The sequence below is a fragment of the Myxococcales bacterium genome, assembly GCA_016712525.1.
GTDB lineage: Bacteria > Myxococcota_A > Polyangia > Polyangiales > Polyangiaceae > JAAFHV01.
Map to the genome: position 1 here is coordinate 2,552,552 of JADJQX010000007.1, position 25,808 is coordinate 2,578,359.

The window sequence follows — 25,808 nt, forward strand, 5'->3', positions numbered from 1 at the left end:
CAAGGGTCGTCGCCCCGTCGCCGCCGCATCCCGACCGCCTTCGTTGCGCTCCTCCGGTGCCTGCTCGCCTACAAAAGTAGGCTCCGCGGGCTCCTCGGATCGCGCCTCGGCGGGTCGGGCGCGGACGACGACGGACCTCGGTCCCTAAATCAACAGGCCGCTAGGGTGGACGGCCAGCCGTTCTCCCCGCGCCTCCGCCGGATGGAGGCCTTTCGTGGCCGAAAAACGGCATCTTTCACCCCGCGAAGCCCGGGTCCAAATGCGATCCAAATGGGCCGCCCGGAGGTGAACCTGTAGCGCGCGCGCGCCGTCTCATCGCGCATGAAAAACATCCACGCCGCCTTGATGGGTCTCGTCGTCGTCGCCGCCGCCACCACCGCCTTCGCAGACAACTGCAAGGCCCCGAAGGTGAAGGTCGTCAACGACAAGTCCGAGACGATCAAGGTCTCCAAGATCCAGTACTTCGACGGGTGCGACAACAAGTGGCGCACCGAGGACGTCGCCTCGACCGAGATTCGCTCCGGCCAGAGCGCGACCTTCACCGACAACCTCGAGTACGTCGGCAACTGCAAGGTCACCAAGTTCAAGCTCTATCGCGCCGTCCGGAAGCAGACGGGTGACGCGTACGGCGCCTTCGAATGGGGCGGCGAGCTCGTGCCCGATCAGGGCGCGAACCAGGTGTGCAACACGAACGTGACGTACACCATCCACGCGCACGACTGATCTCGACACAAAAAGACAGCGTCGCGCCGCGGGATCACCGCAGCGCGACGCTCGTTCGGTCTTCGTGGCGTATCAGGCGGGCTTGGGCGCGTACGACTTGCAGTAGCCCTGCGGGTGAATCGGCCCTTTCAGGACCTTGCAGCCACCGCACGCGTCGGCGGCGCCGGGGTTGTAGAGCGCGCAGCCCGCGCAGTTCTTGTTCGCCTCGGGGCTCTTGTCGACGTAGCCGAGCGTCGTGCGCATCGCGACGTCGGGCGCCGCGAGCCCGGCCGTGTCCATGCACGAGAGCTCCTTCTTGCCACAAGCGAGCAGCCACGCGGGCAGAAGGCCTGCCGTGCCGACGAGCGCCGAAGCGCGGAGCATCTCACGACGGGAGAGAGCGTCTTTCTTCATGTCGAAATCCTCCAAGTGCCTTCGGGCCATGCGACCTGCGCGCGGACCTTCGGCGAATCACCCCTAGAAATAGGGCCTTTTCCGTCGAGGGCAATCTTTCCGTTTCCGCAAAGAATGCGCGCACTTCGAGGGCGCGCGCAGCTCGGCCGAGATTCTCGGAAAAAGAACGCCACCGTGGCGCGGGCGCCTCTATCCTCGGGGCATGCGCGTTCCTCTTTCCCTCGCGCTGGTCGGCGTCGGTGCGGTCGCGGCGGCGGGCCTCGTGGCTCACGATGCGCGCGCGTGCTCGTGCGTCGGCCCGCGCATGGCCATGCTGACCCCCGTGCGCGCCCAAGCGGCGCCGCTCAACACGCGCGTGCGGCTCGAGGTGCCCCATCAGGCAAAGCCGAGCTTCGTGCTGCGGGCGCATCGCGGAGCCGCCGTGCCCACGTCGGTGACCGTCCTCTCCGGCGCCGAGCTCGATACCGTCGAGCTCACGCCGACCGCGCCGCTCACCCGCGAGACCCGGTACGAGGTCGCGATCGTCGATCCGAGCGCCGTCCCGAGCACCACGGTCGTCGGCACGTTCACGACGGGCACCACGACCGACACGGTCGCGCCCAAGGTGAAGAGCTACGGCACGGCCAAGACGCGCATGAACCTCGGGCACGTCGGCGGCGGCATGTGCTCCATCCGAGGCCCGTGGGTCGAGATCGAGGGGCTCTCCGTCGAAGATCCTGGCAGGCCCGACGCCGAGCTCGCGTACGCCATCTGGGGCCCCGACAGCACCGGCAAGCTCGACACCAAAGGGCCCCCCACCACGATCTACCGCGCTCACGAGGGGCGCCTCTTCATCGGTCGCACGAGCCTCTGCGATCCACGGGAATTTCCCTTGTCCGGCCCACGCACCACGCTCGCCGTCGCGGCCGTCGACGAGTCGGGGAACCGCGGCCCCGAGCGCCGCTTCACCCTCGACCTCACGCGGCCCACGCCATGAGCGGGCGTCGCTTCATCGTTCCGGCGTTGGGGGCCGTGACGGCGCTCGTGTGGGCGTGCGCCGAGCCTCGTCCGACCGAGGCCGTCGTGCCCAAGGTGGCGAGCCGCCCGGCGCCTCCTCCTTCGGTCGCCCCCGAGCCCCCTCGCGCTCCGGCGCCCAAACCCAGCACCACGCTCGTCTCCGGCAGCACGATCTGCGCCCTCACGCGCGGCAAGCTCGCGTGCCCCGTCCACAGGGGGACCGCCGAGCCGTTCGCCGAGACCCAAGACCTCTTCGACCACGCCGTCTCGGCGGCCCAAGGTCGTGATTTTTCGTGTGTGGCGCTCGCCGACGGGCACGTGCAGTGCGCCGGAGGCAACACGTTCGCGCAGCTCGGCGCCGGCATCGCCGAGCCCGAGGCCCGCGGACCGACCCCGGTCGTCGGGCTCGAGAAGGTGCGCGCCGTGCGCTCCGGCCCCTTCACCGCCTGCGCCATCCACACGGACGGAGGGCTCTCGTGCTGGGGCAAGAACCAGCACGGCGAGAGCGGGAGCGACACCCAGTACCTCGACGACGCACGCGCGCTCGCCCTGCCCGAGCGCGTCTCGGGTCTCCGCGACGTCGTCGACGTGGCCATCACCTGGCAGTCCGCGTGCGCCCTCACCGCGGCCCACGAGGCCTTCTGCTGGGGAACGGACGTGTGGTCGCGCGAGGGAGAGCCCACGGCGCGCAAGAACGTCCGCCCAACGCGCGTCCCCCTCCTCGACGGCGCGACGGCGATCGTCGCCAACGAGTCGGCCATGTGCGCGACCTTCGAGAAGGGCCTCGTGTGTCTCGGGAGCCTCATGATGCTCACCGCGCGCGAGGGCCGCTCGAACCGCCTCGAGATCCCCCTCGAGGGCGCGAGGTCCGTGTGCCTCGGGGCGAACCACGCGTGCGCGGTCGATCGGCGCGGCGGCGTCGTGTGCTTCGGGTCGGGCTCCGAGGGGCAGCTCGGCTACGCCATCCCTCGGTCGACGTACGAAGCCCAGCGCCCCATGCGGGTCGAGAAGCTCCCGCCTGCGATCGAGGTCGCGTGTGGCTCGTCGGCTACGTGTGCCACGACCGAGGGCGGCGAGACGTACTGCTTCGGGCGCTTCTCGTACGGGTCCGAGGAGAGCCCGTCGCCTGCGACGCCGCGCAAGATCCGCCTCCCCGAGTGAACGCTCGAGGGAGCGCCCGCGGGGACACGGCCACGGGGCCAAACGTCCGTAACCACGAACCTTTTCGCCACGCCGGATGACCGCGACGGGCGGCGGGCCGGTGCGGTAGTCTGGGCCTCCATGGATAGGGACGAACGTCACAAGGTGTGCGAGCTCATCGCGGCGATGATCGCGGCGGACGGGGTGGTCGAAGCCCGAGAGGCCGAGCTCCTGAGGAGCATCGTGAGCCGGTTCGGGCTGCCCGAGCGCGACACGACCACGGAGCTCGCCGGTGACCTCGGGCGCTCGACGCAGGTGCTGCGCTCCCTCCCGGCCGAAGCGCGCCCCAAGGTGATGGCGCTGCTCGTCGAGGCCGCCATCGTCGATGGCTACGTCGATCCGAAAGAGCGAGCGCTCTTGCTCGCGTCGGCCGCCGCGCTCGGCATCGACGCCATCAGCCTCGAAGAGCGCATCACGGTTCGCCTGAGCTCGAGGCCTCCGCCTTCGCCGTAGCCGCCTCGAGCGCGTCCCCTCCGCGCGCCGCACGACGGAGCCTTCGGACGAGCCAAACGCCGACGCCGACGACCACCACCGACACCGCGATCCCTCCCCACGCCTTCGCGTCGAGGCCGGAGACGAGGTCGACGATCTTGCGCCCGAAGTAGCTCACGAGGAGCAGCGGGACGAAGTACCCCACGAACGAGCCCCACACGTGCGTCCAGAAGCGCACCTTCGACACGCCGAAGAAGGCGTGGAGCAGAGGCGGCATCCAGAAGACGAAGCGCAGCACGACGATCGTCCAGAACGCGCGCTTCGCGAGGGCCTCGTCGTACTTTCGGAACCGCGCGGGGATGCGCTTTTCGACGAAATCGCGCGCCACGAACCGCGCGAACGAGAATCCGACCACGCTCGCCGCCATCGTGCCGGTCATGCTGAGCGCGAACGCGACGGGCCATGGCCAGAGGAGCGGCGCCGCGAACACGAACACCGTGCCCGGCAGGCCGAACGGCTGGAGCAGCGCAAACGCCACGACGAACGCCACGTACCCCCACACGCCGAGCGCGGTGATTTCTCGGCCGAGCGCCTCGGGGTCGGCCAAGCGCGCCACGAGCCCGCTCTTCACGGCGAAGAAGGCCGCGACCAGCACGACGGCCACGAGGGCCACACGCGCGACGCGGGCGGCGCGGGGAGAGGTGCCGTGCCTCTCCGGCACGTCGAGCGCGGGGGCAGGCTCCACACACCTTCCGTAGCACAGGTCCGTAGCTCGACCGCACGGCTGCCGTGGTGCGTTCGGCGTGTACGGCGGCGCGAGCCGAGGTACGCTCCGTCGGTGATGGAGCACGCGTGATCGAAGCCCTCCGAGGTCGCGTGGCCTTGGTGACCGGGGCGAGCCGAGGGATCGGGCGCGCCACGGCGCTCGCGCTCGCGCGGGAGGGCGTTCGTGTGGCGGTCAACCACCGCGCGGCGGCCGACGATGCGGCGACCGTGGTGCGCGAGATCGAGGCGCTCGGAGGGGACGCGTTCGCCGTCGGCGCCGACGTGGCCTCGCCCGAGGCGGTCGACGAGATGCTCCACGACATCGGCCGCGAGCTCGGCCCGGTCGACATCTTGGTGAGCAACGCAGGGATCGCGAAGCCGCTGCCGCTCGAGGCCGTCCGGCTCGCCACGTGGGACGCGACCATGGCGGTGAACCTGCGCGCGCCGTTCATCGTCGCGTCGGGGGTCGTCCCTGGGATGCGCGAACGCAGGTTCGGACGCCTCGTGTTCGTCTCGTCCACCGCGGCCAAGGTCGGCGGCATCGTGGGCCCGCACTACGCGGCCTCGAAGGCGGGGGTCGAGGGGCTCGCGCACGCGTACGCGTCTCTCCTCGCGCGCGAGGGCATCACGTCGAACGCCGTTGCGCCGGCTCTCATCGAGACCGAGATGCTCGCGGGGAACGACAAGGCCTCGGCCGAGCGCGTGCCCGTGGGCAGGCTCGGCACCCCCGAGGAGGTCGCCGACGTCATCGTGAGCGTCGTCCGAAACCCGTTCATCACGGGGCAGACGCTCCAGGTGAACGGCGGCATCTACATGACCTGAGGCGAGGCGCGAGGTCTTCGCATAGGGCGCAGGCCGTGCGCCAGCCGGTGACGGCTCCGAGCCTTTCAAGCAATGCGCGCATTGGCAGACCGCGTGCATGACGTTCGCGCACCATGCAGGTCAACGCCATCCCTCCCTACGATCCGACCGACAACCCTACGGGGTGCTGCCCGCGGTTTCACCCCGAGGCGTGGGAGAACCAGGAGCTTACGTTCGACGAGAAGCCCTTCGTTCGTGCGTCCACCGTGAGCGCGTTTCACGTGCCGCTCAACATGGGCTCCGTCTTCACGAAGACGTGGGAGGCTATCCGTCGTCATCACGCCGAGGGCAAAGAGTTCCTGGTCTTGAGCCACGACGACTCCGCCTGGCACTCCGAGCACCTCTTCGCGGTCGACCACGACGTGCCCGGCGCCGTGATGGCGCACCTCTCGGGCACGTTCCTCACCAAGGTCTTCGAGGGCCCGTTCTCGGATGCGCCGTCGTGGGCCGACGCCATGGGGCGCATCGTGCACGACCGCGGCAAGGAGCTCCAGACGCTCTACTTTTTCTACACGACGTGCCCGAGCTGCGCGAAGGTCTACGGCAAGAACTACGTCGTGGCGGTGGCCAAGGTCGCCTGAGCGGCCGCCCGTCTACCGCAGCGCGACGAGCCGCACGCGCCGACGCCCGAACGCCTCGGTCTTCGCGCCGAAGTGGCCGGCGATGCGCGCGCCGCACGAGCCACACGCCCCGCCCGAGAGGCGTGTGCTCACGATCTCGTACCTGTCGCGCTCGATGACCGCCTCGCCGCACGAGGGGCACGAGGTCGTGTCGCCCTCCGGGTCGTACACGTTGCCCGTGTACACGTAGCGGAGCCCCTCCCGCTGGGCGATCGCGCGAGCTCGGCGCAGCGTGGAGAGCGGCGTCGCGGGCACATCACGCATGCGGTGGTCGGGGTGGAACGCCGTAAAATGAAGGGGAACGTCCTCTCCGAGCTCCTTCGCCACCCACGCCGCGAGGGCCGTCAGCTCGGCGTCCGAGTCGTTCAGGCCCGGGATGACGAGCGTCGTCAGCTCGAGCCACACCGGCGTGTGCTTCGCCAGGTACACCAACGTCTCTTTCACGGGCGCGAGGCGCGAGGCCGTGTACTTTGCATAGAATGCCTCCGTGAACGCCTTGAGGTCCACGTTGGCGGCGTCCATCTTGGAGAAGAAGTCGGCGCGCGGCTCGGGGTGAACGTACCCCGCGGTCACCGCGACGGTCGCGATGCCGAGCGCGTGGCAGGCGTCGGCCGTGTCCATCGCGTACTCGGCGAAGACGATGGGGTCGTTGTAGGTGAAGGCCACGCTGCGCGCCCCGGCGGCCTTGGCGGCGCGCGCGATCGCGTCGGGGCTCGCCTCCTCGGAGAGGCTGTCCATCTCGCGTGACTTGGAGATCTCCCAGTTTTGGCAGAAGGAGCACGCGAGGTTGCACCCGGCCGTGCCGAACGAGAGCACGCTCGACCCCGGGTAGAAGTGGTTCAGGGGCTTTTTCTCGATCGGATCGAGCGCGACACCGCTCGAGCGCCCGTAGGTCGTCAGCACCATCTGCGCACCCTCGCGCTTGCGCACGAAGCACATCCCTCGCTGACCATCGGCGAGCAGGCAGTCGCGCGGGCAGAGGTCGCACGCGAGCTTGCCGCTCTCGTTCATGTGCGCATACCGCGCAGGGAACGAGGCGTCGGGGGCGCTCACGACGGCCGGCTCCGCTCCCCAGGATCGACGTGCTTCTCCACGGTGTAGCGGTAGATCTCCACGTCGGGGGCCCAGAACGTGGGCGCGAGGCCGGCCTTCTCCTTGAGGGACGCGAGCAGCTCGGGCACGTCGCGGAAGTGCTCCCACATGGCCGGCAGGTACGTGGCCCTGTGGCTCTTCCACACGAGCAGGACGCCGTGTTTTCCGACCTGGATCCCACGCGCCACGTCGGCCTCGGTGTCCCACGGGACACGCTCGAGGGGCGACAGGATCGACAGCTCGAAGTCGAGGTCGTCGACGTCGTCGAGGGCGATCGGAGACGCGCGTGGGTCGTCGAAGGTGGCGGCGAGCGCGTTGTGCGCCACGTCGCGGACGATGGCCCGGCGGGGCTCGAGGCTCCCGATGCAGCCTTGGAGGCGCCCGTCGGGCCATTTCACCGTGACGAACGTGGCTCCCGGGGCGTCGAAGCCCGCGCCTTCGGGTGGCCGCACGAGGCCTGCGCCCAAGGCCTCACGCACCTTCTCTCGAGCGAACTTCGCGAGCTCTCGTCCGTGCATCATGCGTGCCCTCCGTCCTCGTAGAATGCAAACGCTCCGTACCCGACCACCTCGTCGCGCGAGCCCGCGGTGTCCCCGGAGCTCCGAAGATCGAGCAGCTCGCCGCGCAGGCCGTGGCGCCGCGCGAGCACGAGCAAGCCGTTGATGCCGGCCGCCCCGCACGCCTCGTCGGAGGAGAGAGGCGCGCCGAGCTCGAGGATCTTCGCCGCGGTCACGGCGTCGACCGCGCCCCTCGGCGTACGGCAGATAGTGAGACAGGTCCGAGCTCACGACGAGCACGGTCTCTCGGCCACCGTAGGCTGCGCCGAGCGTCTCGGCGACCTCGTCGGGGGTCGCGCGCCCGACCGCGAGCGGCACGATCTCGGCATCGGGCACCACGCGCTGCAGGAAGGGCAGCTCCACCTCGAGCGCGTGCTCCCTCGCGTGGGCGCGGGCGTCGTCGTGCACGTTCGGGAGGGTCGCGAGCACGTCGGTCGCGACGCGCACGTCGCCGAGGGGTGTGCGGAGGAGCTCGACGCCGGGGGCCGCCATGCCGTCGACGAAGGCCCGATGGGCCGGAGCCACGAGCACCACGCGCCGCACGACGCCCGCGAAGGGCCGGAGCCGCGCGAACGCCGACGCCGCGATGGGGCCCGAGTAGACGAAGCCCGCGTGCGGCACGATGAGCGCCTTCGGGCACACGCGCGTCTCCGCCACGGGCACCTCGGCCAGGTAGGCGTCCACCCCACGCGAGAGGGCATCCTCGTCGCCCGGATAGAAGAACCCGGCGACGGCAGGCTCACGTACTCGCAGGTGTTCTTGGCGCTTCATGTGACGCGCGTAAGATGCGGACACGACTCGAGTTTCGCAAGGTCCGTGCCGCTGCATCCTTTGCACACGAGCGGCGCAAAGGGCGCGCGGACGACGTCCCGCTGGGGGCCGCCTCAGGCGGATGCGCGCGCCAGCAGGACCTCGGCACGCGAGAACGGCGTCTCTTGGGTGAGCCGGAGCTTGCCTTCTTCGATGCGTGTACGTTGCACGAGCGTGATGCCGAGCCACGGGATCTCGTACGTGGCGCCGGACGCGTCGCCCGCCACGCGACCTTCGGCCACGTACGTGACCGTGCGCCCGAGCGACATGCGCTGCACGCCCTCCATGCGGAGCGAGGCCCCGTCGCCGGCGAGCACGATGTGCTCCTCCGTCGTGTACGCGGTCACCCCCATCGCGACGACGCGCGCCGTGTGGACGAAGAGCCGGCCCTCGCCCTCGAGCGTGGTCGAGAAGCGCATGGGCGACACCTTGGCCGACGCCCGGACGAGCGCGCGCGTGCCGAACGGGTGCGTCGCGAGCGAGGCCTCGTCGGTCACCGCGAACGTGAACGTGCCCGACCACGCCCCGACGAGCGACGCGTAGTAACGCTCCGAAGGCCCAAGCGCCATGGGCCGAGCGTAGGGCCAGCCGGCGCGGCGAAGTAGGGCTCGGTCCCTTTTCGCGCGGTCAGGCCTTGCGCACGAACTGGGACTTGAGCTGCATCGCGCCGAAGCCGTCGATCTTGCAGTCGATGTCGTGGTCGCCCTCGACGAGGCGGATCTTCTTCACCTTGGTGCCCACCTTGAGCGGCGCCGAGGCGCCCTTCACCTTGAGCTCCTTGATCAGGATCACGCTGTCGCCGTCCTGGAGCTCGTTGCCGTTCGCGTCACGCACGACGCGCGCCGCCTCGGGGGCCTCCGCCGCCGCCGCGATGGGCCACTCGTGGGCGCACTCGGGGCAGACGAAGCGCTCGCCGTCCTCGTAGGTGTAGGCCGACTTGCACTTCGGGCACGCGGGGAGCTCGCTCATGGGCGCGTGCTACCACGCCGGGGCCGAGGGGCGCCGTGACATCTCCGTCGGGTCGACTCATACATTAGGAACGCTACACATAGCGGCAACGAGCCTTCACTTACCCTTCTTCGATTCGGGACGCATCCTCTCTCTCGTGGCGCGACGGACGCGCCGCCAACACCGAAGAGGTCTCCCATGTTCTCCACGAAAAAGGCCGTCGTCTCCGCGCTCCTCCTCGTCTCCGCCCTCGGCGCCTCCGGCTGCGCGGTGGACGCCTCGACCCCGGCCGAGGGCGCGCTCGGCTCGTCGAGCGAGGCCCTCTCGAGCGAGGCGCTCTCGACGGACGTCGGCACCGTCCTCAACGGGTTCAACACCCGCTCGGGCAACTTCACGACGACCTCGTGCGTCGACGCGAAGACGGCGCTCATCCCAGGCACCGAGACGGCGACGCTCAGCTTCCGCAAGGCCGAGTCGCTCGACACCGTGGTCTCCGAGCTCGGGCTCGACACGGACGCCTCCGTGAAGCTCGGCATCTGGGGCGGGGACGGCAAGGCGAGCTTCGCCCGGAAGGCGCTCGGCACGAAGCGCGGCGTCTCGTACTTGTACAAGGTCGCGTACGACCTCGACTCGAAGGTCATCCAAGACAACGCCCCTCGCCTCGCCGACGTCGCGCGCGGGCTCGTCGGGAACCCCGCGCGCTTCATGCAGGTGTGCGGCGACAAGTTCGTCCGTGCCGAGAACCACGGGGCGCGACTCTACGTGAACCTGCGCTTCGAGTTCGACAGCGAGGACACGAAGACGAGCTTCGACGCCAAGATCGGCGCGCACTCGAGCTGGCTCGACTTCTCGCAGTCCCTCCACGCGCTCCAGAACCAGTACAAGGGCAAGGTCACCATCGCGATGGACGCGTTCCAGGAGGGTGGCGACACGAGCGGGCTCACCGCGCTCATCAGCGGCGAGCACGCGGCGAAGTGCAGCATGGACGACCTCGCCTCGTGCGACGCCCTCATGAAGGACGCCATCACCTACGCGAGCGGGGACTTCCGCACCTCGTCGAAGCAGAAGCCCGCCGTGACGAGCTACGAGACCCGCCCCTACTTCGAGCTGCCCGAGCCGCAAGTGCCCGCGATCGACGATCTCCCGGGCACGGTCGACGACGCCCGCGGCCGCATCGCCGCCCTCTTCCACGAGCGCGTCGCGCTGAAAGCGCGCTCGATCGAGGCGGATGGCTCCGCAGCCGTCGACCGCACCGCCAAGGCCAAGGCCGACGCGATGCTCGAGGACGACTACGCGAAGATCTCCGCGGCGAACGACGCTTGCTACGACGCGCTCAAGTACGTGCCGCTCGCCTCCGACCCGAAGGTCGCGGCCTGCGTCACCGGCGCGTCGGGCCTCGCCGCCAAGGTCCACCCGGTGGCCGACCTCGAGGCGGCGCTCGACGCGGCCCTCCCGCGGGCCTTCGCCAGCAAGTCGCTCCAAAGGACCTCGGGGGCGAACGTGTGCCTCGACGACTTCTGGGGCAAACAGGAGAACGGGGCGGCCGTGGGCTCCTTCGCCTGCAACTTCGGCGGCACGCAGAAGTGGAGCCTCGACGCGGCGGGGCACCTCCGCATCGACGCGGGCGCCCAGAAATGCGCGGTCGTGCGCAGCGACAACGCGGTCGTCATGGGGGACTGCGACGGCGCCATCAAGACCTCGTGGGTCTTCGACGCCTCGGGTCACCTCAAGAGCGACAAGGGCCTCTGCCTCGTGCTCCCCGGGACGACCGGTGACTTCGCGGGCTCGAGCGTGACCGCGTGCTCGGACGACCCGAACCAAAAGATGCAGCTCATCTGACGCGGATCGAGGCACGGGGAGGCGGCGCGGAGATCGGAGAAATCCGGCCTCCGCGTTCGCCTTTGGTGTTCTTCGTCATGGCCTCGCGGCGACGGCCCAGAACGCGCGGACGAGGGCGTCCCCGTCGATGCCGAGGCCCACGACGACGAGGCGGCTCTCGCGGCGCGCCTCTCCCCACGGCTCCCCGAAGGTGATCTCGACGAGGTCGGCCACGCCTTGCACGATCATGCGGGCGTCCACGCCGGCGACGGCCACGATGCCCTTCGTCCGCAAAATCCGGGGTCCGAGCGCCCCGAGCTCCCGCTCCATGAAGTCCGCGAAGGCCTCGCCGTCCACCTCGCCCTCGAGCACGAGGGACACAGCCGTGTACGCCGCGTGCGTCGCCATGGGGGTGATCCGCGGGCCCGCGCGCCGGACCGCGTCGTGTGCGTGGGCGACGAGGGACTCGAGCGTCCCGAGGCCCGGCTCGCGAATCGACCCACGGGCCGACGTCACCACGGCGTCGGTGGTCGTCCACGCTCCGACTCGTGCGGCGGCTTCAGCGAGCGCGGCCTCGTCGCACACGTCGGCCCGCGCGAGCACCACCACGTCCGCACACGCGATCTGCTCGATGGCCAGGTCATGCGACGCGAGCTCGGCGATCCGCGTGGCGTCGACCACGGTGATGACGCCGTCGAGCCGGAGCTCCCCGGATGGGCCCCCTCCCGCGAGGGCCCGTAAGACGCCCGAAGGTGACGCGGCCCCCGACGTCTCGATGACGACGCGCGACGGTGCGGGCCGCTGCGCGGCGATGGCCTCGAGGGCGCGCACGAGCTCGGCCTGCGAGCGGCAGCACACGCACCCGCCGGTGATCTCGACGAGGGTGCGCACACGCTCGGCGAGGAGCTCCCCGTCGATGCCCACGTCGCCGAGCTCGTTCACCACGACGGCCACGTCGCCTCGCGGGTAGTCGGCGAGCCACGCGTTCACGAGCGTGGTCTTGCCGGCGCCGAGGAAGCCGGTGACGACGGTGACGGGGAGCATGGCCGCGAGCATGCCGTGGGAGGGCGGGCCGCGTCGAGCCTCTACGGCGATGCGAGCCCTCACCACGGGACGGGGAAGGAGCGCGACCCTCTCGCCGTATGGTGCACCGATGACATCCGACCAGGTCACGCCCAAGCAGGCCATCCACGCTTCTCTCACCTCCTGGATCGAGGCGCACCACGTGCCCGGTGGGTACGGAGGGCGCGCTTCACTCCCCGATCCGACGACCTTCGAGGGGGGCCCGTGGGGCTACCTGAAGGCGTGCCTCGTCGAAGGAGAGGTGTACTTCCGGTTCCTTCAGCATCCTTCGTTCGCGCACGAGTGGCTGCGGGCGATCGCCGATCTGGCCCAGGGCCGCGTCTTCGCCATGCTCCCTCCGGGCGCCGTGCTCGCCGACGCGTCCGCCGAGCCCGTTCCGAAGGAGCAAGACGAAGCCGCGCGCGAGGCCATTCGCGCGGGAGCCGTGGTGGGCCACCGGACCGACGAGGCGGGGGAGCCGGAGTACCTCGTGCTCTCCCCTCCTACGGCGGAGGCCGCCGTTTACCTGTTCGGCTCTAAGGGCCATCGCAAGGCAGCGGCGTCGGTCGCGGCGTTCGTGACCGGCGAGGTGGACCGGATCCGTTCGGGAATGCCCGAAGCTCACTACTTCGGGACGGAGCCGAACGGCGCGCCCGTGGGGTACGCGTTCGGCGCGCCGCCGGGGCTTACGGCAGCCGAGTGGCCCCGGCATCGTGAGGGAGGCTTCCCGCTCGCGCACGGGCTGACGATCGAGCTCCCCGAGGCCTACCGCGTGCGCAAGAACGCCGACGGTGTGCCGTTCGTCGCGATCTCGTTCTTCCATCCCGGTGACGCCGAGGCCGTGGGATTCGAAAGCCCCGAGGGCGTGGCCGAGCTCTTCGAGAACGACGGAGAGGGACCGACGGACGACCCGCTGCTCGCCGCCGTGGCCGCGCACGCGAAGGCCCTCGCGGCCCCACCGAGCGCGGACCGCTACGTCCACACCTTCCTGGATCCGCTCGGCCACACCCACGCGTTCGTCTTCCACACCGAGGCGAGCTACCGCGCACCGCGTGCGACGTTCCCGGAGGTGTGCGGCGACCACGATCTCGGCGAGCTCTACGGAGCCTTGAACGAGCCTGAGGCGGCGCTCTACCGGGGCGCCAATCCCCCCCACACCGCCGTGGTGCAGCTCGGACGGCCGCTCCACCCCATGCAGGGAGACGAGGCCGTACGCGCGATGGGATACTTCGTGCTCGAGCTCGCGTGCGACGCGGGCGGCGCGAACTTCGCTGACGGAAGCGCCCAGTACGACCTCGAGAGCGGCGCGTTCGACTGGGCCTGCTGACCCCGCACTGCCCGCCACGTGCGCGAGCTGCGCGGGTGGCGGGGTGCGAGCGCGACCTACCTTGGAGGTCCCATTGGCGGCATGGGCCTTCGAGAGGGCCCGTGCGGCGCGCCAAGGCCGCGGCTTCGGTGTAGGTTGCCGCCGTGGCACGACGCGATCCGCACTCTTACGCCGACGACTCCCAACCTCTCACGACGTCCTTCGAGTGGACGGCCCGCGTGGACTTCGAGGCGCGTGTGCTCACGTGCTCCGTGACGCTCACGTTCCGAGAGCCTTCGCGCGGCGGGCCGCTCGACTTGGACACGCGGGGCCTCACCATCGACGCGGTGACCGACGAGAGCGGCGCCCCCCTGCCCCACACGCTCCACGCGGCCGATCCGATCCTCGGGCAGCGCCTCGAGATCACGCTGCCGAAGGGCGCGAGCGCGGTGCGCATCGTGTACCGGACGTCGCCCGAGGCGTCGGCGCTCCAGTGGCTCGCGCCCGCGCAGACGCTCGGAAAGGTGCACCCGTACCTCTTCTCGCAGTGCCAGGCGATCCACGCGCGCAGCGTGCTCCCCTGCCAGGACACGCCGTGGGTGAGGCAGACCTACACGGCGACGCTCGACGTCCCCGCGGAGCTGCGCGGCGTGATGGCGGCCGCGTCACGGGGGCGCGAGGTGCAAGGCAGCGGCCCGGGCGCGCGGGCCCTCGAGCGCTTCGAGATGCCGCAGCCGATTCCCCCTTATCTGTTCGCGCTCGCCGTGGGCGACGTGGTCTCGCGCGACGTGTCGGACCGGTGCCGCGTGTGGGCCGAGCCCGCGCAGATCGAGGCGGCGGCGTGGGAGTTCTCGGTGGTGGAGGAGCAGCTCCGCGCGGCCGAGCAGCTCTTCGGGCCGTACGATTGGGAGCGCTGCGACCTGCTCGTGATGCCGCCCTCGTTCCCCTACGGCGGCATGGAGAACCCGAGGCTCACGTTCCTCACGCCCTCGCTGCTCGCCGGCGACAGGAGCCTCGTCAGCGTGCTCGCCCACGAGCTCGCCCACTCGTGGACGGGCAACTTGGTGACGAACACGAACGCCGAGCATTTCTGGCTCAACGAGGGGTTCACGGTGTTCGCGGAGCGGCGCATCGTGGAGGCGCTCGAGGGCGACGAGCTCGGAGCGCTGCACGCGGCGCTCGGGTACGAGCGGCTCAAGCAGGCCTTCGAGCAGCACGCGAGCCACCCGGAGCTCACGCGTCTTCGCACGCACCTCGAGGGCATCGATCCGGACGAGGCGTTCAGCGCCGTCCCCTACGAGAAGGGGTATCTGTTCTTGAAGTCGCTCGAGGCGGCGGCAGGCAAAGAGCGGTTCGACGCGCTCCTCACCGCGTGGCTCGGCGCGCACCGCTTCGGCGCGGCGACCACGGACGACTTCGTCGCGCTCGTGGAGGACAAGGCCCCCGGGCTCCTCGCCGAGGTCGACGCCAAGGCCTGGATCGACGGCCCTGGCCTCCCCCCGCGCCACTACGAGCCGCAGTCGAAGCGCCTCACCGCCGTGCGCACGCTCGCGCAGGCCGGCGCCGTGCCCGGGGCCGAAGAGGCCAGAACGTGGACTCCCGCCGAGTGGCAGCTTTACCTCGAGGCGATGCCCAAGCCCTCGAGCGAGGAGGTGTGCCGCGCCCTCGACACGACGTACGGCCTCACCGCCTCGAAGAACCTCGAGATCGCCGTCTCGTGGCTCGTGCTCGCGTGTGAGTCGGGGTATTCGCCGGTGCTCCCGCGAGTGAAAGAGGTGCTCGGGAGCATCGGCCGAATGAAGTATTTGAAGCCGCTCTACCGGGCGCTCGCGCGGCGCGATGAGACGCGTGCGTTGGCGAAGGAGCTCTTTGCCGAGTACCGGGGCACGTACCACCCGATTGCCCAGCAGGTCGTGGGGGGCATGCTGGGGTAGGTTTGGGGGTGTGCGGGCTCGCGCGTGACGCCCATGGCGTGTGGCACGCGCTCGAGGTCGCGCGGCAGTCGCAGCGCGACACCGGGCCCCTCGTGGTAAGCGGGCTGGCTGCCCTCGGAGGCCCTATGGGCGACTCGCACGGAGCGACGAACACGCGACGTTAAGGGTGGCGTAGAACGTGCGTCACGGCTAGATGGGGGGAGATGCGCATCGCGTACGGTTCCGTCGTTCTTGCAGTGGTCGCCATGTCGGGGGCGTGCAACACGCCCGAGCTGATGTCGGGGCCGACCGAGCCGAGTCCGACATCGAGCTACCAACCGCCGCCGCCGCCAGCCCCGACGATCATGGAGCTCGTGGCCGAATCGCCGCTGCTCGCGCCGTCGCAGACGAGCACCCTCCGGTGGGTCGTGAGCCCACCGAATGCCCGCATCGCGCTCGATCCTCCCGGGGAGCCGATCTCGCCGCTCAAGACGACGACCCTCGTGAGCCCCGCCCAGACCACGACCTACACATTGACGGCGTCGAACGAATCCGGCACGGCGTCGAAGTCGGTCAGGGTGGAGGTGCTGCCCGGAGTGGCGACGAACCTCATGGTTCGCTCGATGGTCTGCGATGCCATTCACGGGACGATCCTTGCGACGACGGACGAGAAAGACCCCACTCTCCCCAATAGGCTCGCCTTCGTGAACGCGACCACGGGCGCGATCGAGCGCTCGGTCGAAGTGGGGCAGAAGCCGGGGGTCGTCGCCCTCTCGGACGACGCGACGACAGCGTGGGTGGGCATCGACAAGGAGCGGGGCTTCCGAAAGGTCGATACTGCGACCTTGGCGCGCGGGCCGCTGCACACCTTCCCGCAGCTGCCGCCGAACAACGGCGGCGTGTACGCCGCGAGCATCGTCGTGCTCGCGGGCAGCACCACCTCGGTCGCGATCGCCCGCGACCGGGATCTCGCCGTCCAGTTCCTTCCCGAAGGGGTAGCCGTCTACGACGACGGCGTACCTCGCCCCGTCATGCAAGAGCGCGGGCCCGAGAGGCCGACCTATCTCGCGCGGTCTGCCGCCGCGAACGAGCTCTACGGAATCGGTCCGTATGGCAGGAGCCAAGATCTCTACGTCATGTCGATCGCGGCGGACGGCGTTCGCGAGCTCGAGAAGAAGCCGGACATCGTGGATAGGGGCGCGCGAACGATCGAGCTCGCGGACGGGCGTCTCTACCTCTCGACCGGGAACGTGCTCTCCACCGCGGGCGCGCGGCTAGGTACGTTGCTGCCCGGCGGCGGTGCGGGCGTGGTCGGGTCGGTGGCACCTCATCCACCGAGCCAGACGGTCTTCGCCACGGGGGGCGGGCAGGTCATTGCCTTCGATCTCGAGGCGTTCACCCCACGCGCTTCGTATCGTCCCTCCGGCGGGCAGTTCGGAGGCATCGTTCGGTGCGGCCCGAGCGTGGTGACGGGCGTGGGCGGCAAGGCGTTGCTCTCCATTCCTGTTTCGCATTTCGACAAGCGTTAGTGCGCCCGCGGGCACTTCCCTCTGGCGAGCGACTGGCGCTCGCTCCGTCCTACGCTCTCCGAGGATCCATGAACCGAGTCACGTCTTCCTTCGTACCGCTCCCGCTCTCTCGTCTGGTCGGAATTTGTGGGGTGGCGATCGCGATCGGGTGCGGAGGGGGCGAGGCCTGTCCCATCGGCCAGGAGCCTGCACGGCCGCAGGACCCGGGGCCGCCCGGGCCCACGTTGGGCGAGGTGACGACGGAGACGCCGTTCGTCTTGGCGGGCACCGAGGTCGAGATCACGTGGACGACGGACGCCGACACGACGGTGACCGTATCGCCTCAACCGGCCCGCATGGAGGAGGCGACCTCCAGGCAGCTGCCCCGCGCGGTGGTGGTCCCCACGGAGACGACCACGTACACCGTGACCGCCACGAGGAATGGCAAGAGCACGAGCAAGTCGGTCGTGGTGACGGTGCTGCCGGGCATCGCGACGGACATCGTGGTCAATCATGTGGTGTGCGACGCGGCGCGCGGCAAGCTCGTCGCTTCGGTGCCGAGCGCCGATCCGACGCTCGGAAATCGGCTCGTGGTGGTCGACCCGATCACCGGAGCGGTCGACCGTTCGATTCCTATCGGCAGCGAGCCAGGCGAAATGGCGCTCTCGGACGATGGGACCACCTTGTGGGTGGCCATCGACGGCGCGAGCTCCTTTCGGAAGGTGGACTTGCGGAACGACACCGCCGGCCCTTTGGTTCCGCTGCCCACAGATTCAGCCGGTGTCTACTATGTGGAGCAGATGCTCGCTCTCGAGGGGTCGACGAGCGCGGTCGCGATCACCTATGCCATCAAGAACCGGTCGCCGGCCCGCGCGGGGACGGCCGTGTTCGACGACGGGGTCGCGCGGCCGAAGGCGCTCCGTGATCGCGGGGGGAGCCTGCTCGCGCGAGGGAGCACCGCGAGCGAGCTCATCGGGCGCACCACCGTCCCCGGGAGTGGGTACGGCCTCGCCCGCTTCGTCGTCGACGCGACGGGCATCGTGATGGGGCCGGCGCCGACGAAAGGCACGGGGTCCAACGACACGGTGCGCTTCGTGCGAGCGGGGAACCGGCTCCTCTTCGCGGACGGACAGGCCTACGACGCGACCACCTTCGCCCAGCTCGGCACGTATGTGCTCCAGTACGGGAAGGCGATAGCGGCAGACCCTTCGAATGGCACGGTCTATCGAAGCTCGGAAACGGGCGCGATTCGTTCGTTCGACGCGGAGACCCTCGCCGCGAAGGGGAACTGGGCCATCTCGAAGGTCGACTTCACCAAAATCGTAGCGTGCGGGGAGGGCGTCGCGGTGGTGGGAACGCGGCGACGCCTGATGGAGCAGACGTACTTGCCGAGGCTCACCTTGGTGCCGAAGGCGGGCATTCGGTAGCGCCTGGCCCGTCGCACGTCACGGATGCGAGAGGCTCCTGTCGATCGCCGGCAGGTAGATGCTCCGTGGGTAGCGCGCTCGGAAGCGCTGCGCGCGAGCACGTGCTTCGTCCGTTCGCCCCGCGGCGGCGAGCGCTTGGACCGCGACGGCCTCCCGGTCCTCGACCAGGCGGCCATGTGGGAACTGAGCCGCGTGGGACGCGACCGCCGCGAGCGCGTCCTCCGCTCGACCTCGCGCGAGCGCCGCGCGCGCCGTGTCGAGCAAGATCTGCTCCTTGGAGAGGTCCCCCACCGCCGTGGGGATCATGGTCGCGCTGGGCGTGGCGGAGGGTGGGACCTGCGCCGTGGGGACGGCCGAGACGACCGCCGAGGGGGCGCTCGTGACGACCGGGGCAGCCGACTCCGTGGCGGTCGGCGCACTCGAGAGCGCAATCGCCGACGGCGCAGGCGGTGGGGCGCTGCGCGGCGCCGATGCTCGCCCGACGGCCACCCCCGCCGCGAACGCGCCAAGGGCTCCCACGACCATGGCTGCCTTGAGCCGAGCGAGGGCCGTGGCGCCCGAGCCGACCGCGGCCCCGACCTTCGCTCCCCCACCCTGCGCCGCGCCCTGCGCGAGCGTCGCGAGGAGGACGGACTTCTCGACCCTCGCCAGCACCTCACCACGCGCCACGGGCTCGGGCGTGTGGGCCACACGCTCGTCGGCAAAGAGGCGTGAGAGCTCGTCATCGAGCGGCTCGAGGTCGTTCATCGCGGGTCCTCCTCGTCCGTGTCGGCCGAGCCCTCGGGGCCCGACTCGGCGGGTTTCGGCTCTCCCGTGCGCTCTTCGGCCTCGAGCTCGCGGAGCCGCTTCTTGAACCCGACACGCGCGAGGCGCACGCGCGAGTAGACCGTGTTGAGCGGGACGTCGAGCTCCCGCGCGATCTCGGGAGCCGGGATACCCTCGAGGTCGTGCATCACGAGGGCGACACGTTTGTCGAAGTCGAGCGCGTCGAGCCCACGGGCGACCAGGACCCTCGCGGTGAGCTTCTCGGCGAGGCGGGGGCTCGGGAGCGGCGCGTCCTCCGAGAGCACGTCCCCCTTGTGCCACCCTAACCTACGGTAGTTCGCCGCGAAGCGCGTCGCGAACGCGAAGAGCCACGGGCGAACCGGCCGCGAGCGCTCGTAGGTCGGGAGGGCAGCGTTCACCGTCACGAAGAGCTCCTGGGCGACGTCGTGCACGTCGGCGTCGCGCACGCCAAGGCGGCGCAGCGAGCGGCAGACGAAGTCGAACTCGGCCTCGAAGAGCGCCCGAAACTCTGCCCAATGTGACCAAGCCTCGACTCCCACACCCGGGCCTTGTCGTGCTTGGGCGGTTTCTGTCACGGCCGCAGCTCGATCCCGAGGACGAGGGCCGCGTAGAGGGGATCCGCCGTCCACACGGGCTCGCCCTCGATCGAGAACGTGGTCCTCACGAGGGGTAGGCCGCCCTCGAGCCCGCCGCGCAGGTGCACGCGCTCCCCCACGGGAACGCGGACGACGGCGCGCGCGAGAACGGCGGCAGCGAACGCGCTCGTCAACGTCGGGCGCACGACGTCGAGCGACGTGACCTGGAGCGCGCCGAGCCTCAGGCCTACGCAGCCCTCGAACCACCCTATCTCCCCACATGGCACGAGCCCGCCTCCATAGGCGACCCCGGTGAGGCGATCGCGGGCGGTCACGGCCGCAGACGAGGGAGTCGATTCGAGGCGCCCCTCGAGGTGGAGCGCGAAGGCGCCATAACGCAGACCCACGCCGACGAGCGCGCCGAGCGCAGGCCCCGGCACGACACCGACCGACCCGAGCCCGTGCGCGGTCAGCGCGAGCCGGAGCGGTGGCCCCGATCGAGCGGGCGCGGGCGCGGGCGCGGGAGGCGACGCGGGCGCAGCGACGGATGGCGCGGCGGGAGGCTCTTTGGGCGGGGGGGCCGCGGCGGGGGGAGGTGTCGGCGGCGGCGCGGGAGAGACCGGACGAGGGCCCATCGGGTCGATCGCCGTCGCGACCGCCGCGGCTACGGCATCGGCGAGGGAGTCGCAGGCGCCCTTCGGCTGCTCGAGCGATCGTACTCCGGGCACGTTCGAGCCTTCGGCGACCTCGACGCGCGCCACGACCCGCGCGCCCCGAGCCTCGAACTGCACGCGCACCGCGGTCGCGGCTTGCGGGACGAAGGGATCGCGCCCCAGGCGAGTGGTCACTCGAGCGCGAAACGAGGCTTCGTCCGGGCAGGAGAGCCCCGAGCCGACAGCGTACACGAGGGACGCCACCGGAGGCTCGTCGGCGCGCGCCTCCCCCATCGGCGCGAAGACGCCGAGCACACCGACGAGCCACGCCCACCGAGAGAGGACACGCGTTCCGGCCGCTGCCACGGGCCCGTCGGTTAGCACGGAAACCAGGCTTTGCACCACGTCGCGATCCGTGGCATCGCGACGCGGCGGTCTCCCGAAAAAAAATGCCGCTGCCCGTGACAGAACGGCCGCGAGGGCAACAAGGCCCCGGTATGCACATGATTTCCCGCACATTCTCCCTCATCGCCGTGGCTTGCCTCTTCTCCACCGGGGTCGCCGCGTGCGCGAACGACGAGGACCTTGGTCAGCGCCCCGGCAACGACGGTGGGCCGACGCCGAGCGGAGACAGCTCGACCACAGGCGCCTCGGACGGCGGGCCCACTACCCCGACCGCACCGGACGGCCCCGTCGCCGAAGGCGGCACGAGCCCCGTTCCCGGGGCCAAGCGGGTCTTCGTCACGAGCCTGACCTATACGGGCAACCTCGCGGGGGAGGGCAAAGCGGCCACGGGCCTGCAGGGCGCGGACAACCTCTGCGCCTCGCACGCGGCAGCCGCCAACCTCGGGGGCACCTGGGTCGCTTGGCTCTCGAGCTCGACCGAGAACGCCATCGACCGCGTCCCCGACGTCGGGCCCTGGTACTTCGTCGATCGCACGACGAAGGTGTTCGAGAGCAAATTCTACATCAAAGAGGGCCCCCGCGTTCCGCTCGCGAGGGACGAGCGAGGTAAGACGGTAGCCTCGAGCTACGTGTGGACGGGGACGGACAACCGCGGGCAATACGACGTGCGGCCGAGGTACTACGCGCAAGGGGCGTCATTCCCGATCAGCGGATGCACCGACTGGACGTCCGCGGGCTCGGGCTCCGTGGGTGGCGTGCACGCACGCGCTGCCTACGGGCTCGCCTCGCAGACCCTCGCCTGGACCGAGGCCGGGACGGGCTACGACGACTCGTCCGCGGATTGCTCTCAGCAGCTCCGGTTGTACTGCTTCGAGAAGTGACACGCGTGCGCGCCCTCCCGCATGGTGAGCACAGCCCCCCGCATCGAGCCCTCGAGCTGCGGGCACACGCCTGGACGAGACGACGAGCCCAGGTATGCCGACGAGGCACGCCGCCGACAAAGGACTTGCTTGTCGGGCACCACGCGGCAACGGTTCCGTCGAAGGGGGTCGCTTCTCCCTCCTGAAAGGCTTCCCGGTCTCCCAAGAAAAAGTGATCCCCGCGTGACGGATGCGGGGGAACGGTAACAAGGCCACGACAATGCCTACGATCTCCAGCCGTTTTTGCTCTCTTCGGTCTGGTTTGCTCCTTCTCCTCCCTCGCCGCGTGCGCCAGCGAAGAAGACCTCGGTCGGCGAGGCGACGCCGACGGAGGCGCCAACGGAGGCGACACCGCGACGGTCGCCGCGGGTGGCACGTCGACCGCCAGGTCCACCTGCGTGGGAACGCCCCTCTCCTGCGAGGAGACCCCGGAGAAATCCGACTGCACGAAGCGAGGCTGCGACTACGTTCCGCCGGCTTGCACGGGCACCGCGAAATCCTGCAGCACGTTCACCCAAACGACGTGCGACCGCGTGCCGGGCTGCCGCTGGACGCTGTCCTTCGGAAACTACGTATGCGCCGGACAGGCCGTGGCCTGCGACGAACGGGTGCTCACCGGCAACTGCGACGCTGTCCTCGGAAAGAGCGGCTGCGTGACCACCGGAGGCTGCACGGGCACGCCGCGACCGTGCTCCGACTCGACGGGGTACGACTTCTGCGCCCCGGGCTGCTCGTACGGGCGGTAGCAGCCCGTCGATTTCCTCGCCTGGCCCAACAGGTCGTGGGGGGCATGCTGGGGTAGTTTGGGGGCGCGCTGGCGCGTCGAGCGAGCTAGCGGACGGAACGGTCCACCGAGGACGACTCTGTCATGCGAGCCTAGTTGCGGATGGGTCGATCGTGGTTGCGTTTGCGTCGATCGCTAGCCTTTTTCGAGGAGGTTCCCTCATGCAAGCCGCAGCGCACACGATGGAAGACCTGATCCGTCGGATGACCCCGGTCGCCGCCCCGCCTGAGCAGCAGGCTCAGGTGGTCGCGCTGTCCAGGGCGCTCGGGGGGATGGTCCACCCGCCGAAGCGCCGCGCGCCCAAGTGCAAGCTCGTCGGCCCTAAGGGGGAGACCATAGCCCTTCCCGAGTCGGTTTTTTATGTGCTCGCGCGCGTGGCCGAGGTGCTCGCGCGGGGCGACTCGGTCACCGTCGTGCCTGTCGGCCGCGAGGTAACTACGCAGCAGGCCGCCGATCTGCTCAACGTGTCACGGCAGTACCTCGTGCGACTCCTCGACGAGGGGCGGATCGCCTTTCGCAAGACCGGCAAACATCGGCGGCTGCGGATCGAAGACGTGCTCGCGTTCAAGAACAACCGCGACAAGGATCGCCGCGCAGGTCTTCGCGAGCTTTCGCAGATGACGCAAGAGCTCGGCGGCTACGACTCCGAGCTGAAGTAGGGGGGGCCCCCCGTAACGTTCGATGAGCTCCTCGAGCGGTTATCACGCGTCGTGCCCGATCTGGTCGCCGCCGTGCGGCTACACGACCAGCCCGTCGGTACGCGATAGCGGGAACGCAGGGGCGTCCGTCGAGTCGACCCGTCGCCTGCGCGTTTCGTGAGGATGTGCGGCGCGTTCTCACCCTCGACGAGCTACCCCACCCCGACCCGACTGAGGTCTTCGCGGACGAAGGTCTCGAGGTCCGGGGCGAGGGGCTCGACGCCTCCGCGTACGCTGGCGCACGCGACGCTGCCGTCTTTGCCGAGGACGGCCACGGTGTCCGAGCCACGTACGCCCAGCAGGGTGCCTTTGCGGATGACGGCTCGCGCATCCGAGGTGTAGCCGCTCAGGTTCTCGAACGTGGCGCCGTTGTCGTAGCCGAGGTAGGCGCAGAGCCATGCGGCGCCGGTCTCCGAGAGGCGCTCGCGAGGGAGGAGCGGGCCCACGGCCGCTGCGGCGCTCTTGAAGTAGACGAATGGACCAAAGCCTCCAGGGTGAAGCGCGGCGAGGCGACGGGTGGCCTCGGCCGAGTCGCCTCCGAGGCGCTCGACGCAGCCGAGCAGCGCGGCGTCCACGGTGGGCTTGAACGTCGGTGGGGTCGGGATGGTCTCGACCGGCGCGAGGGGGACGCGGAGGCCAGAGACCGGGACTCCGCGAGCCGCCAGCGTGGCTGCGAGAGACCTCACGCGATCCCGCGCGCGTCGGCGTGCGTCGGTGACGTGGGGCCCGTCCTTGTCTCCGAGCGCGGCCTCCCAACTGTCGTGGGCGTCGAGCGTGGCTTCGGCCACGTCGCGGCTCGTGAAGCCGGCCGCGAAACGAAGCTTCTGGTTCTGGCCGCCGGGGAGGAGGTTCGAGCCGACGTGCACGTCGTCGGTGACCTCCACCGCGAGCGCCTGATCGAGCGGTGTCCCCGCCGACACGAGCGCCGCCACGGCGTCCGAAGCGCCGCGCGTGAGCGCCACGGTGAGCGCGCCGGCCACCACGCCGTTCGGCCCCTCGAAGCTCAGTCCGTCGGCTCCGGCCGCGCGCAAGGCAGGCGCGAGCAGCTCGAGGTAGCGGCGCGCGTCGGCGCGGACGTCCCCCTCGGAGGTCGCGCTCCGCTCGGTGGCTCTCCCCCAGGCGAGGAGAATTCCGTTGCCCGTGCCGCCACCGGCCTCGACGAGCACGCGCAGCGCCGGATAGCGCAGGAACGCGGCCTCCGAGAGCGCGTCGTCCGAGACGCCGCTCCCATGAGCGACGAAGGAGCGCAGCACGTCGGCGGCCGTGGTCGATGCCGCGCCCTCCGGCCCATCCCACGCATAGGGGATCTTCTCCTGCGTCGAGCAGGGCAGAGAGCGCACGAAATTCTCGAGTGGCAACGAGTACGAGCCTTTGGCGCGTTTGGTCGCGGGGTATCCTGCCTCGAGGAGACGAATCAACGTGGCGTGTTTCGCCTGCATCCACTCGGCGATGCGCGCACGCAACGCGAGCTGACGCGCCTGCTGCTTCGCGAGCTCCGCCGGGTCGTCCCCGAAGAGCTTTTCGACCTGGGCTTCGTCGCAAACTTGGCTGTCCGGCAGGGAGAGGGTCGCCACTTGGTCGAGGATGGCCTCCGGTGCCGCCACGCCGGCGGCGCGTGGGTCCGCGAGCGCGGCGTCGAGCGCGGCCGCGTATCCCTCGGCCGAGAGCTCCTCGATGCGATCGACCTGGAGCCACCCGAGCGCCGCGGCCCAGGCGTCGCACCCCGCCTGATAGTCCGCGCTCCCCTTCGCGGGAGCCTTGGGCGGCTTCGGCGCCGCGGCGACCTTCGCCGGTTTCGCGGCCTTCGCGGGCTTCGGCGCGGGCTCGGGAGCGCGCGCAGGCTCGGCGACGGAGGGAGCTGTCGGCGCAGTTGGCGCAGGCGGCGCAGGCGAACCCGAAGGCTCGGACGGCGCAGTCGACGCAGACGGCACAGTCGGCGCAGACGACCCCGATGACGCCGTCGGCGCGACCACCGACTTCTCGACGTAGCCCTTCCCCACCTTCTCGCGAACCAGCGACGCGGCGAGCGTGTGGGCAGCATCCTCGGACTCGAGGGCCTTCACCGTGGTCTTCCCCGCGGCGCCGAGGCGCCCGTAGCGCGTGTGCACCTCCGCGCCGGCCACCCCCACCTCCCAGAACTTGGCCGACGTTCCCTCGACGAGCTCGAACCTGCGCATCTTCTTCTCCCGATGGCGCCCCGCGGCGGGTGCGACAGCGGATGTTACGCGAACGCACCCCCTGAGATTCCCTGAGGAACGCGTGGTGGCGTGGCGGTCGCGGAGGGCTCGAGCGAGCCTGCCGGCGGACGTGGGTTGCGTGCTGCGATCCCACACGAGCGCCCGCGCTCGGTGCGGGTGGAGGACGCTCAGGTCTCGAGCGGGTCGCGGCGGGAGGCTTGTTTTCCCAGCTCTTCGGCGAGGCCGAGGAGGATGCCCTCGGGCCCGCGGATGTAATCCGCCCGAGCCGGACGATGCCACGTCGCTCTTCCCGGCTCATCCGATCGATCATCCCCATCGCGAGTTCCTCTGGTGTCTGGTGTCTGGCGATTCCAGAACC

25 protein-coding genes and 1 pseudogene are annotated in these 25,808 nt (G+C 70.3%); 14 read left to right on the forward strand and 12 right to left on the reverse strand.

What is annotated here, in order from left to right; genetic code table 11:
- Window positions 1-321: 321 nt before the first annotated feature.
- Entirely contained in the window at window positions 322-723 is a 402-nt protein-coding gene (locus IPK71_27825) for a hypothetical protein (GenBank protein ID MBK8217555.1), read from the forward strand.
- 72 nt (window positions 724-795) lie between these two features.
- Here the strand turns inward: IPK71_27825 and IPK71_27830 are convergent, their stop codons facing one another.
- On the reverse strand, window positions 796-1,116 hold the full coding sequence (locus tag IPK71_27830; GenBank protein ID MBK8217556.1) for a high-potential iron-sulfur protein: 321 nt from the start codon (window positions 1,114-1,116) through the stop codon (window positions 796-798).
- Window positions 1,117-1,318: 202 nt separating this feature from the next.
- Here IPK71_27830 and IPK71_27835 point away from each other — a divergent pair, with 202 nt between their 5' ends.
- The 3 genes from IPK71_27835 to IPK71_27845 all read left to right on the forward strand — a co-directional run bounded on the left by IPK71_27835 (window position 1,319) and on the right by IPK71_27845 (window position 3,765).
- Window positions 1,319-2,092, forward strand: a complete 774-nt coding sequence (locus tag IPK71_27835) for a hypothetical protein (GenBank protein MBK8217557.1) — start codon at window positions 1,319-1,321, stop codon at window positions 2,090-2,092.
- Window positions 2,089-3,273, forward strand: coding sequence for a hypothetical protein (locus IPK71_27840; GenBank protein MBK8217558.1), 1,185 nt, complete (start codon window positions 2,089-2,091; stop codon window positions 3,271-3,273). The genes IPK71_27835 and IPK71_27840 overlap by 4 nt, the downstream gene beginning before the upstream one ends.
- Window positions 3,274-3,393: 120 nt before the next feature.
- Entirely contained in the window at window positions 3,394-3,765 is a 372-nt protein-coding gene (locus IPK71_27845; GenBank protein ID MBK8217559.1) for a TerB family tellurite resistance protein, read from the forward strand.
- Here the strand turns inward: IPK71_27845 and IPK71_27850 are convergent.
- Window positions 3,725-4,417, reverse strand: a complete 693-nt coding sequence (locus IPK71_27850) for a TVP38/TMEM64 family protein (protein ID MBK8217560.1) — start codon at window positions 4,415-4,417, stop codon at window positions 3,725-3,727. The genes IPK71_27845 and IPK71_27850 overlap by 41 nt on opposite strands.
- A 182-nt stretch (window positions 4,418-4,599) precedes the next feature.
- Here IPK71_27850 and IPK71_27855 point away from each other — a divergent pair, with 182 nt between their 5' ends.
- Window positions 4,600-5,331: an SDR family NAD(P)-dependent oxidoreductase gene (locus tag IPK71_27855; GenBank protein ID MBK8217561.1), complete on the forward strand. Its 732-nt coding sequence runs from the start codon at window positions 4,600-4,602 to the stop codon at window positions 5,329-5,331.
- Window positions 5,332-5,444: 113 nt separating this feature from the next.
- Window positions 5,445-5,951, forward strand: coding sequence for a hypothetical protein (locus IPK71_27860; protein MBK8217562.1), 507 nt, complete (start codon window positions 5,445-5,447; stop codon window positions 5,949-5,951).
- A gap of 12 nt (window positions 5,952-5,963) precedes the next feature.
- On the opposite strand, the gene amrS is transcribed toward IPK71_27860, so the two are convergent.
- The 5 genes and pseudogenes from amrS to IPK71_27885 form a co-directional block, all read right to left on the reverse strand.
- Entirely contained in the window at window positions 5,964-7,001 is a 1,038-nt protein-coding gene (gene amrS, locus IPK71_27865) for an AmmeMemoRadiSam system radical SAM enzyme (protein MBK8217563.1), read from the reverse strand.
- A 38-nt stretch (window positions 7,002-7,039) separates the two neighbouring features.
- Window positions 7,040-7,603: an AmmeMemoRadiSam system protein A gene (amrA, locus tag IPK71_27870; GenBank protein ID MBK8217564.1), complete on the reverse strand. Its 564-nt coding sequence runs from the start codon at window positions 7,601-7,603 to the stop codon at window positions 7,040-7,042.
- Window positions 7,600-8,410 (reverse strand): annotated as a pseudogene (amrB, locus tag IPK71_27875) (AmmeMemoRadiSam system protein B). Before amrB ends, amrA begins: the two are co-directional and overlap by 4 nt.
- 113 nt (window positions 8,411-8,523) lie before the next feature.
- Window positions 8,524-9,018, reverse strand: coding sequence for a hypothetical protein (locus IPK71_27880; protein ID MBK8217565.1), 495 nt, complete (start codon window positions 9,016-9,018; stop codon window positions 8,524-8,526).
- A 58-nt stretch (window positions 9,019-9,076) separates the two neighbouring features.
- Complete coding sequence (locus IPK71_27885) at window positions 9,077-9,418, reverse strand: alkylphosphonate utilization protein (GenBank protein ID MBK8217566.1); 342 nt, start codon at window positions 9,416-9,418, stop codon at window positions 9,077-9,079.
- Window positions 9,419-9,595: 177 nt separating this feature from the next.
- Here IPK71_27885 and IPK71_27890 point away from each other — a divergent pair, with 177 nt between their 5' ends.
- On the forward strand, window positions 9,596-11,236 hold the full coding sequence (locus IPK71_27890) for a ricin-type beta-trefoil lectin domain protein (GenBank protein ID MBK8217567.1): 1,641 nt from the start codon (window positions 9,596-9,598) through the stop codon (window positions 11,234-11,236).
- Between the two features lie 75 nt (window positions 11,237-11,311).
- On the opposite strand, the gene IPK71_27895 is transcribed toward IPK71_27890, so the two are convergent.
- Window positions 11,312-12,259: a GTP-binding protein gene (locus IPK71_27895; GenBank protein MBK8217568.1), complete on the reverse strand. Its 948-nt coding sequence runs from the start codon at window positions 12,257-12,259 to the stop codon at window positions 11,312-11,314.
- Between the two features lie 109 nt (window positions 12,260-12,368).
- Here IPK71_27895 and IPK71_27900 point away from each other — a divergent pair, with 109 nt between their 5' ends.
- From IPK71_27900 to IPK71_27915, 4 genes are all read left to right on the forward strand, one after another.
- Entirely contained in the window at window positions 12,369-13,604 is a 1,236-nt protein-coding gene (locus IPK71_27900) for a hypothetical protein (GenBank protein ID MBK8217569.1), read from the forward strand.
- Between the two features lie 143 nt (window positions 13,605-13,747).
- The gene (locus IPK71_27905; GenBank protein ID MBK8217570.1) at window positions 13,748-15,517 is read left to right on the forward strand and encodes a M1 family metallopeptidase; all 1,770 of its coding nucleotides are present in this window, start codon (window positions 13,748-13,750) and stop codon (window positions 15,515-15,517) included.
- 203 nt (window positions 15,518-15,720) lie between these two features.
- Complete coding sequence (locus IPK71_27910) at window positions 15,721-17,025, forward strand: hypothetical protein (protein MBK8217571.1); 1,305 nt, start codon at window positions 15,721-15,723, stop codon at window positions 17,023-17,025.
- Window positions 17,026-17,093: 68 nt separating this feature from the next.
- Entirely contained in the window at window positions 17,094-18,431 is a 1,338-nt protein-coding gene (locus tag IPK71_27915; protein ID MBK8217572.1) for a hypothetical protein, read from the forward strand.
- A gap of 18 nt (window positions 18,432-18,449) precedes the next feature.
- Here IPK71_27915 and IPK71_27920 read toward each other — a convergent pair whose 3' ends face one another.
- From IPK71_27920 to IPK71_27930, 3 genes are read right to left on the reverse strand one after another with little or no spacing between them, the layout of a single operon-like run.
- Entirely contained in the window at window positions 18,450-19,178 is a 729-nt protein-coding gene (locus IPK71_27920; protein MBK8217573.1) for a hypothetical protein, read from the reverse strand.
- Window positions 19,175-19,756, reverse strand: a complete 582-nt coding sequence (locus tag IPK71_27925) for an RNA polymerase sigma factor (protein MBK8217574.1) — start codon at window positions 19,754-19,756, stop codon at window positions 19,175-19,177. The genes IPK71_27920 and IPK71_27925 overlap by 4 nt, the downstream gene beginning before the upstream one ends.
- A gap of 32 nt (window positions 19,757-19,788) precedes the next feature.
- Window positions 19,789-20,811 (reverse strand): hypothetical protein, encoded by a 1,023-nt coding sequence (locus IPK71_27930; GenBank protein MBK8217575.1) that lies wholly within the window; start codon window positions 20,809-20,811, stop codon window positions 19,789-19,791.
- Between the two features lie 137 nt (window positions 20,812-20,948).
- Here IPK71_27930 and IPK71_27935 point away from each other — a divergent pair, with 137 nt between their 5' ends.
- The 3 genes from IPK71_27935 to IPK71_27945 all read left to right on the forward strand — a co-directional run bounded on the left by IPK71_27935 (window position 20,949) and on the right by IPK71_27945 (window position 23,213).
- The gene (locus tag IPK71_27935) at window positions 20,949-21,731 is read left to right on the forward strand and encodes a hypothetical protein (protein MBK8217576.1); all 783 of its coding nucleotides are present in this window, start codon (window positions 20,949-20,951) and stop codon (window positions 21,729-21,731) included.
- A 437-nt stretch (window positions 21,732-22,168) separates the two neighbouring features.
- Window positions 22,169-22,516, forward strand: coding sequence for a hypothetical protein (locus IPK71_27940; protein ID MBK8217577.1), 348 nt, complete (start codon window positions 22,169-22,171; stop codon window positions 22,514-22,516).
- A 310-nt stretch (window positions 22,517-22,826) separates the two neighbouring features.
- Window positions 22,827-23,213: a helix-turn-helix domain-containing protein gene (locus tag IPK71_27945; GenBank protein MBK8217578.1), complete on the forward strand. Its 387-nt coding sequence runs from the start codon at window positions 22,827-22,829 to the stop codon at window positions 23,211-23,213.
- A gap of 191 nt (window positions 23,214-23,404) precedes the next feature.
- Here the strand turns inward: IPK71_27945 and IPK71_27950 are convergent, their stop codons facing one another.
- Window positions 23,405-25,429: a WGR domain-containing protein gene (locus tag IPK71_27950; GenBank protein MBK8217579.1), complete on the reverse strand. Its 2,025-nt coding sequence runs from the start codon at window positions 25,427-25,429 to the stop codon at window positions 23,405-23,407.
- Window positions 25,430-25,808: the final 379 nt, after the last annotated feature.

Coding starts and splice junctions, on each gene's coding strand:
- IPK71_27825 (MBK8217555.1), top strand. CDS start 322: ATGAAAAACATCCACGCCGCCTTGATGGGTCTCGTCGTCGTCGCCGCC.
- IPK71_27830 (MBK8217556.1), bottom strand. CDS start 1,116: ATGAAGAAAGACGCTCTCTCCCGTCGTGAGATGCTCCGCGCTTCGGCG.
- IPK71_27835 (MBK8217557.1), top strand. CDS start 1,319: ATGCGCGTTCCTCTTTCCCTCGCGCTGGTCGGCGTCGGTGCGGTCGCG.
- IPK71_27840 (MBK8217558.1), top strand. CDS start 2,089: ATGAGCGGGCGTCGCTTCATCGTTCCGGCGTTGGGGGCCGTGACGGCG.
- IPK71_27845 (MBK8217559.1), top strand. CDS start 3,394: ATGGATAGGGACGAACGTCACAAGGTGTGCGAGCTCATCGCGGCGATG.
- IPK71_27860 (MBK8217562.1), top strand. CDS start 5,445: ATGCAGGTCAACGCCATCCCTCCCTACGATCCGACCGACAACCCTACG.
- amrS (MBK8217563.1), bottom strand. CDS start 7,001: ATGAACGAGAGCGGCAAGCTCGCGTGCGACCTCTGCCCGCGCGACTGC.
- amrA (MBK8217564.1), bottom strand. CDS start 7,603: ATGATGCACGGACGAGAGCTCGCGAAGTTCGCTCGAGAGAAGGTGCGT.
- IPK71_27880 (MBK8217565.1), bottom strand. CDS start 9,018: ATGGCGCTTGGGCCTTCGGAGCGTTACTACGCGTCGCTCGTCGGGGCG.
- IPK71_27885 (MBK8217566.1), bottom strand. CDS start 9,418: ATGAGCGAGCTCCCCGCGTGCCCGAAGTGCAAGTCGGCCTACACCTAC.
- IPK71_27890 (MBK8217567.1), top strand. CDS start 9,596: ATGTTCTCCACGAAAAAGGCCGTCGTCTCCGCGCTCCTCCTCGTCTCC.
- IPK71_27895 (MBK8217568.1), bottom strand. CDS start 12,259: ATGCTCCCCGTCACCGTCGTCACCGGCTTCCTCGGCGCCGGCAAGACC.
- IPK71_27900 (MBK8217569.1), top strand. CDS start 12,369: ATGACATCCGACCAGGTCACGCCCAAGCAGGCCATCCACGCTTCTCTC.
- IPK71_27910 (MBK8217571.1), top strand. CDS start 15,721: ATGCGCATCGCGTACGGTTCCGTCGTTCTTGCAGTGGTCGCCATGTCG.
- IPK71_27915 (MBK8217572.1), top strand. CDS start 17,094: ATGAACCGAGTCACGTCTTCCTTCGTACCGCTCCCGCTCTCTCGTCTG.
- IPK71_27920 (MBK8217573.1), bottom strand. CDS start 19,178: ATGAACGACCTCGAGCCGCTCGATGACGAGCTCTCACGCCTCTTTGCC.
- IPK71_27935 (MBK8217576.1), top strand. CDS start 20,949: ATGATTTCCCGCACATTCTCCCTCATCGCCGTGGCTTGCCTCTTCTCC.
- IPK71_27945 (MBK8217578.1), top strand. CDS start 22,827: ATGGTCCACCCGCCGAAGCGCCGCGCGCCCAAGTGCAAGCTCGTCGGC.
- IPK71_27950 (MBK8217579.1), bottom strand. CDS start 25,429: ATGCGCAGGTTCGAGCTCGTCGAGGGAACGTCGGCCAAGTTCTGGGAG.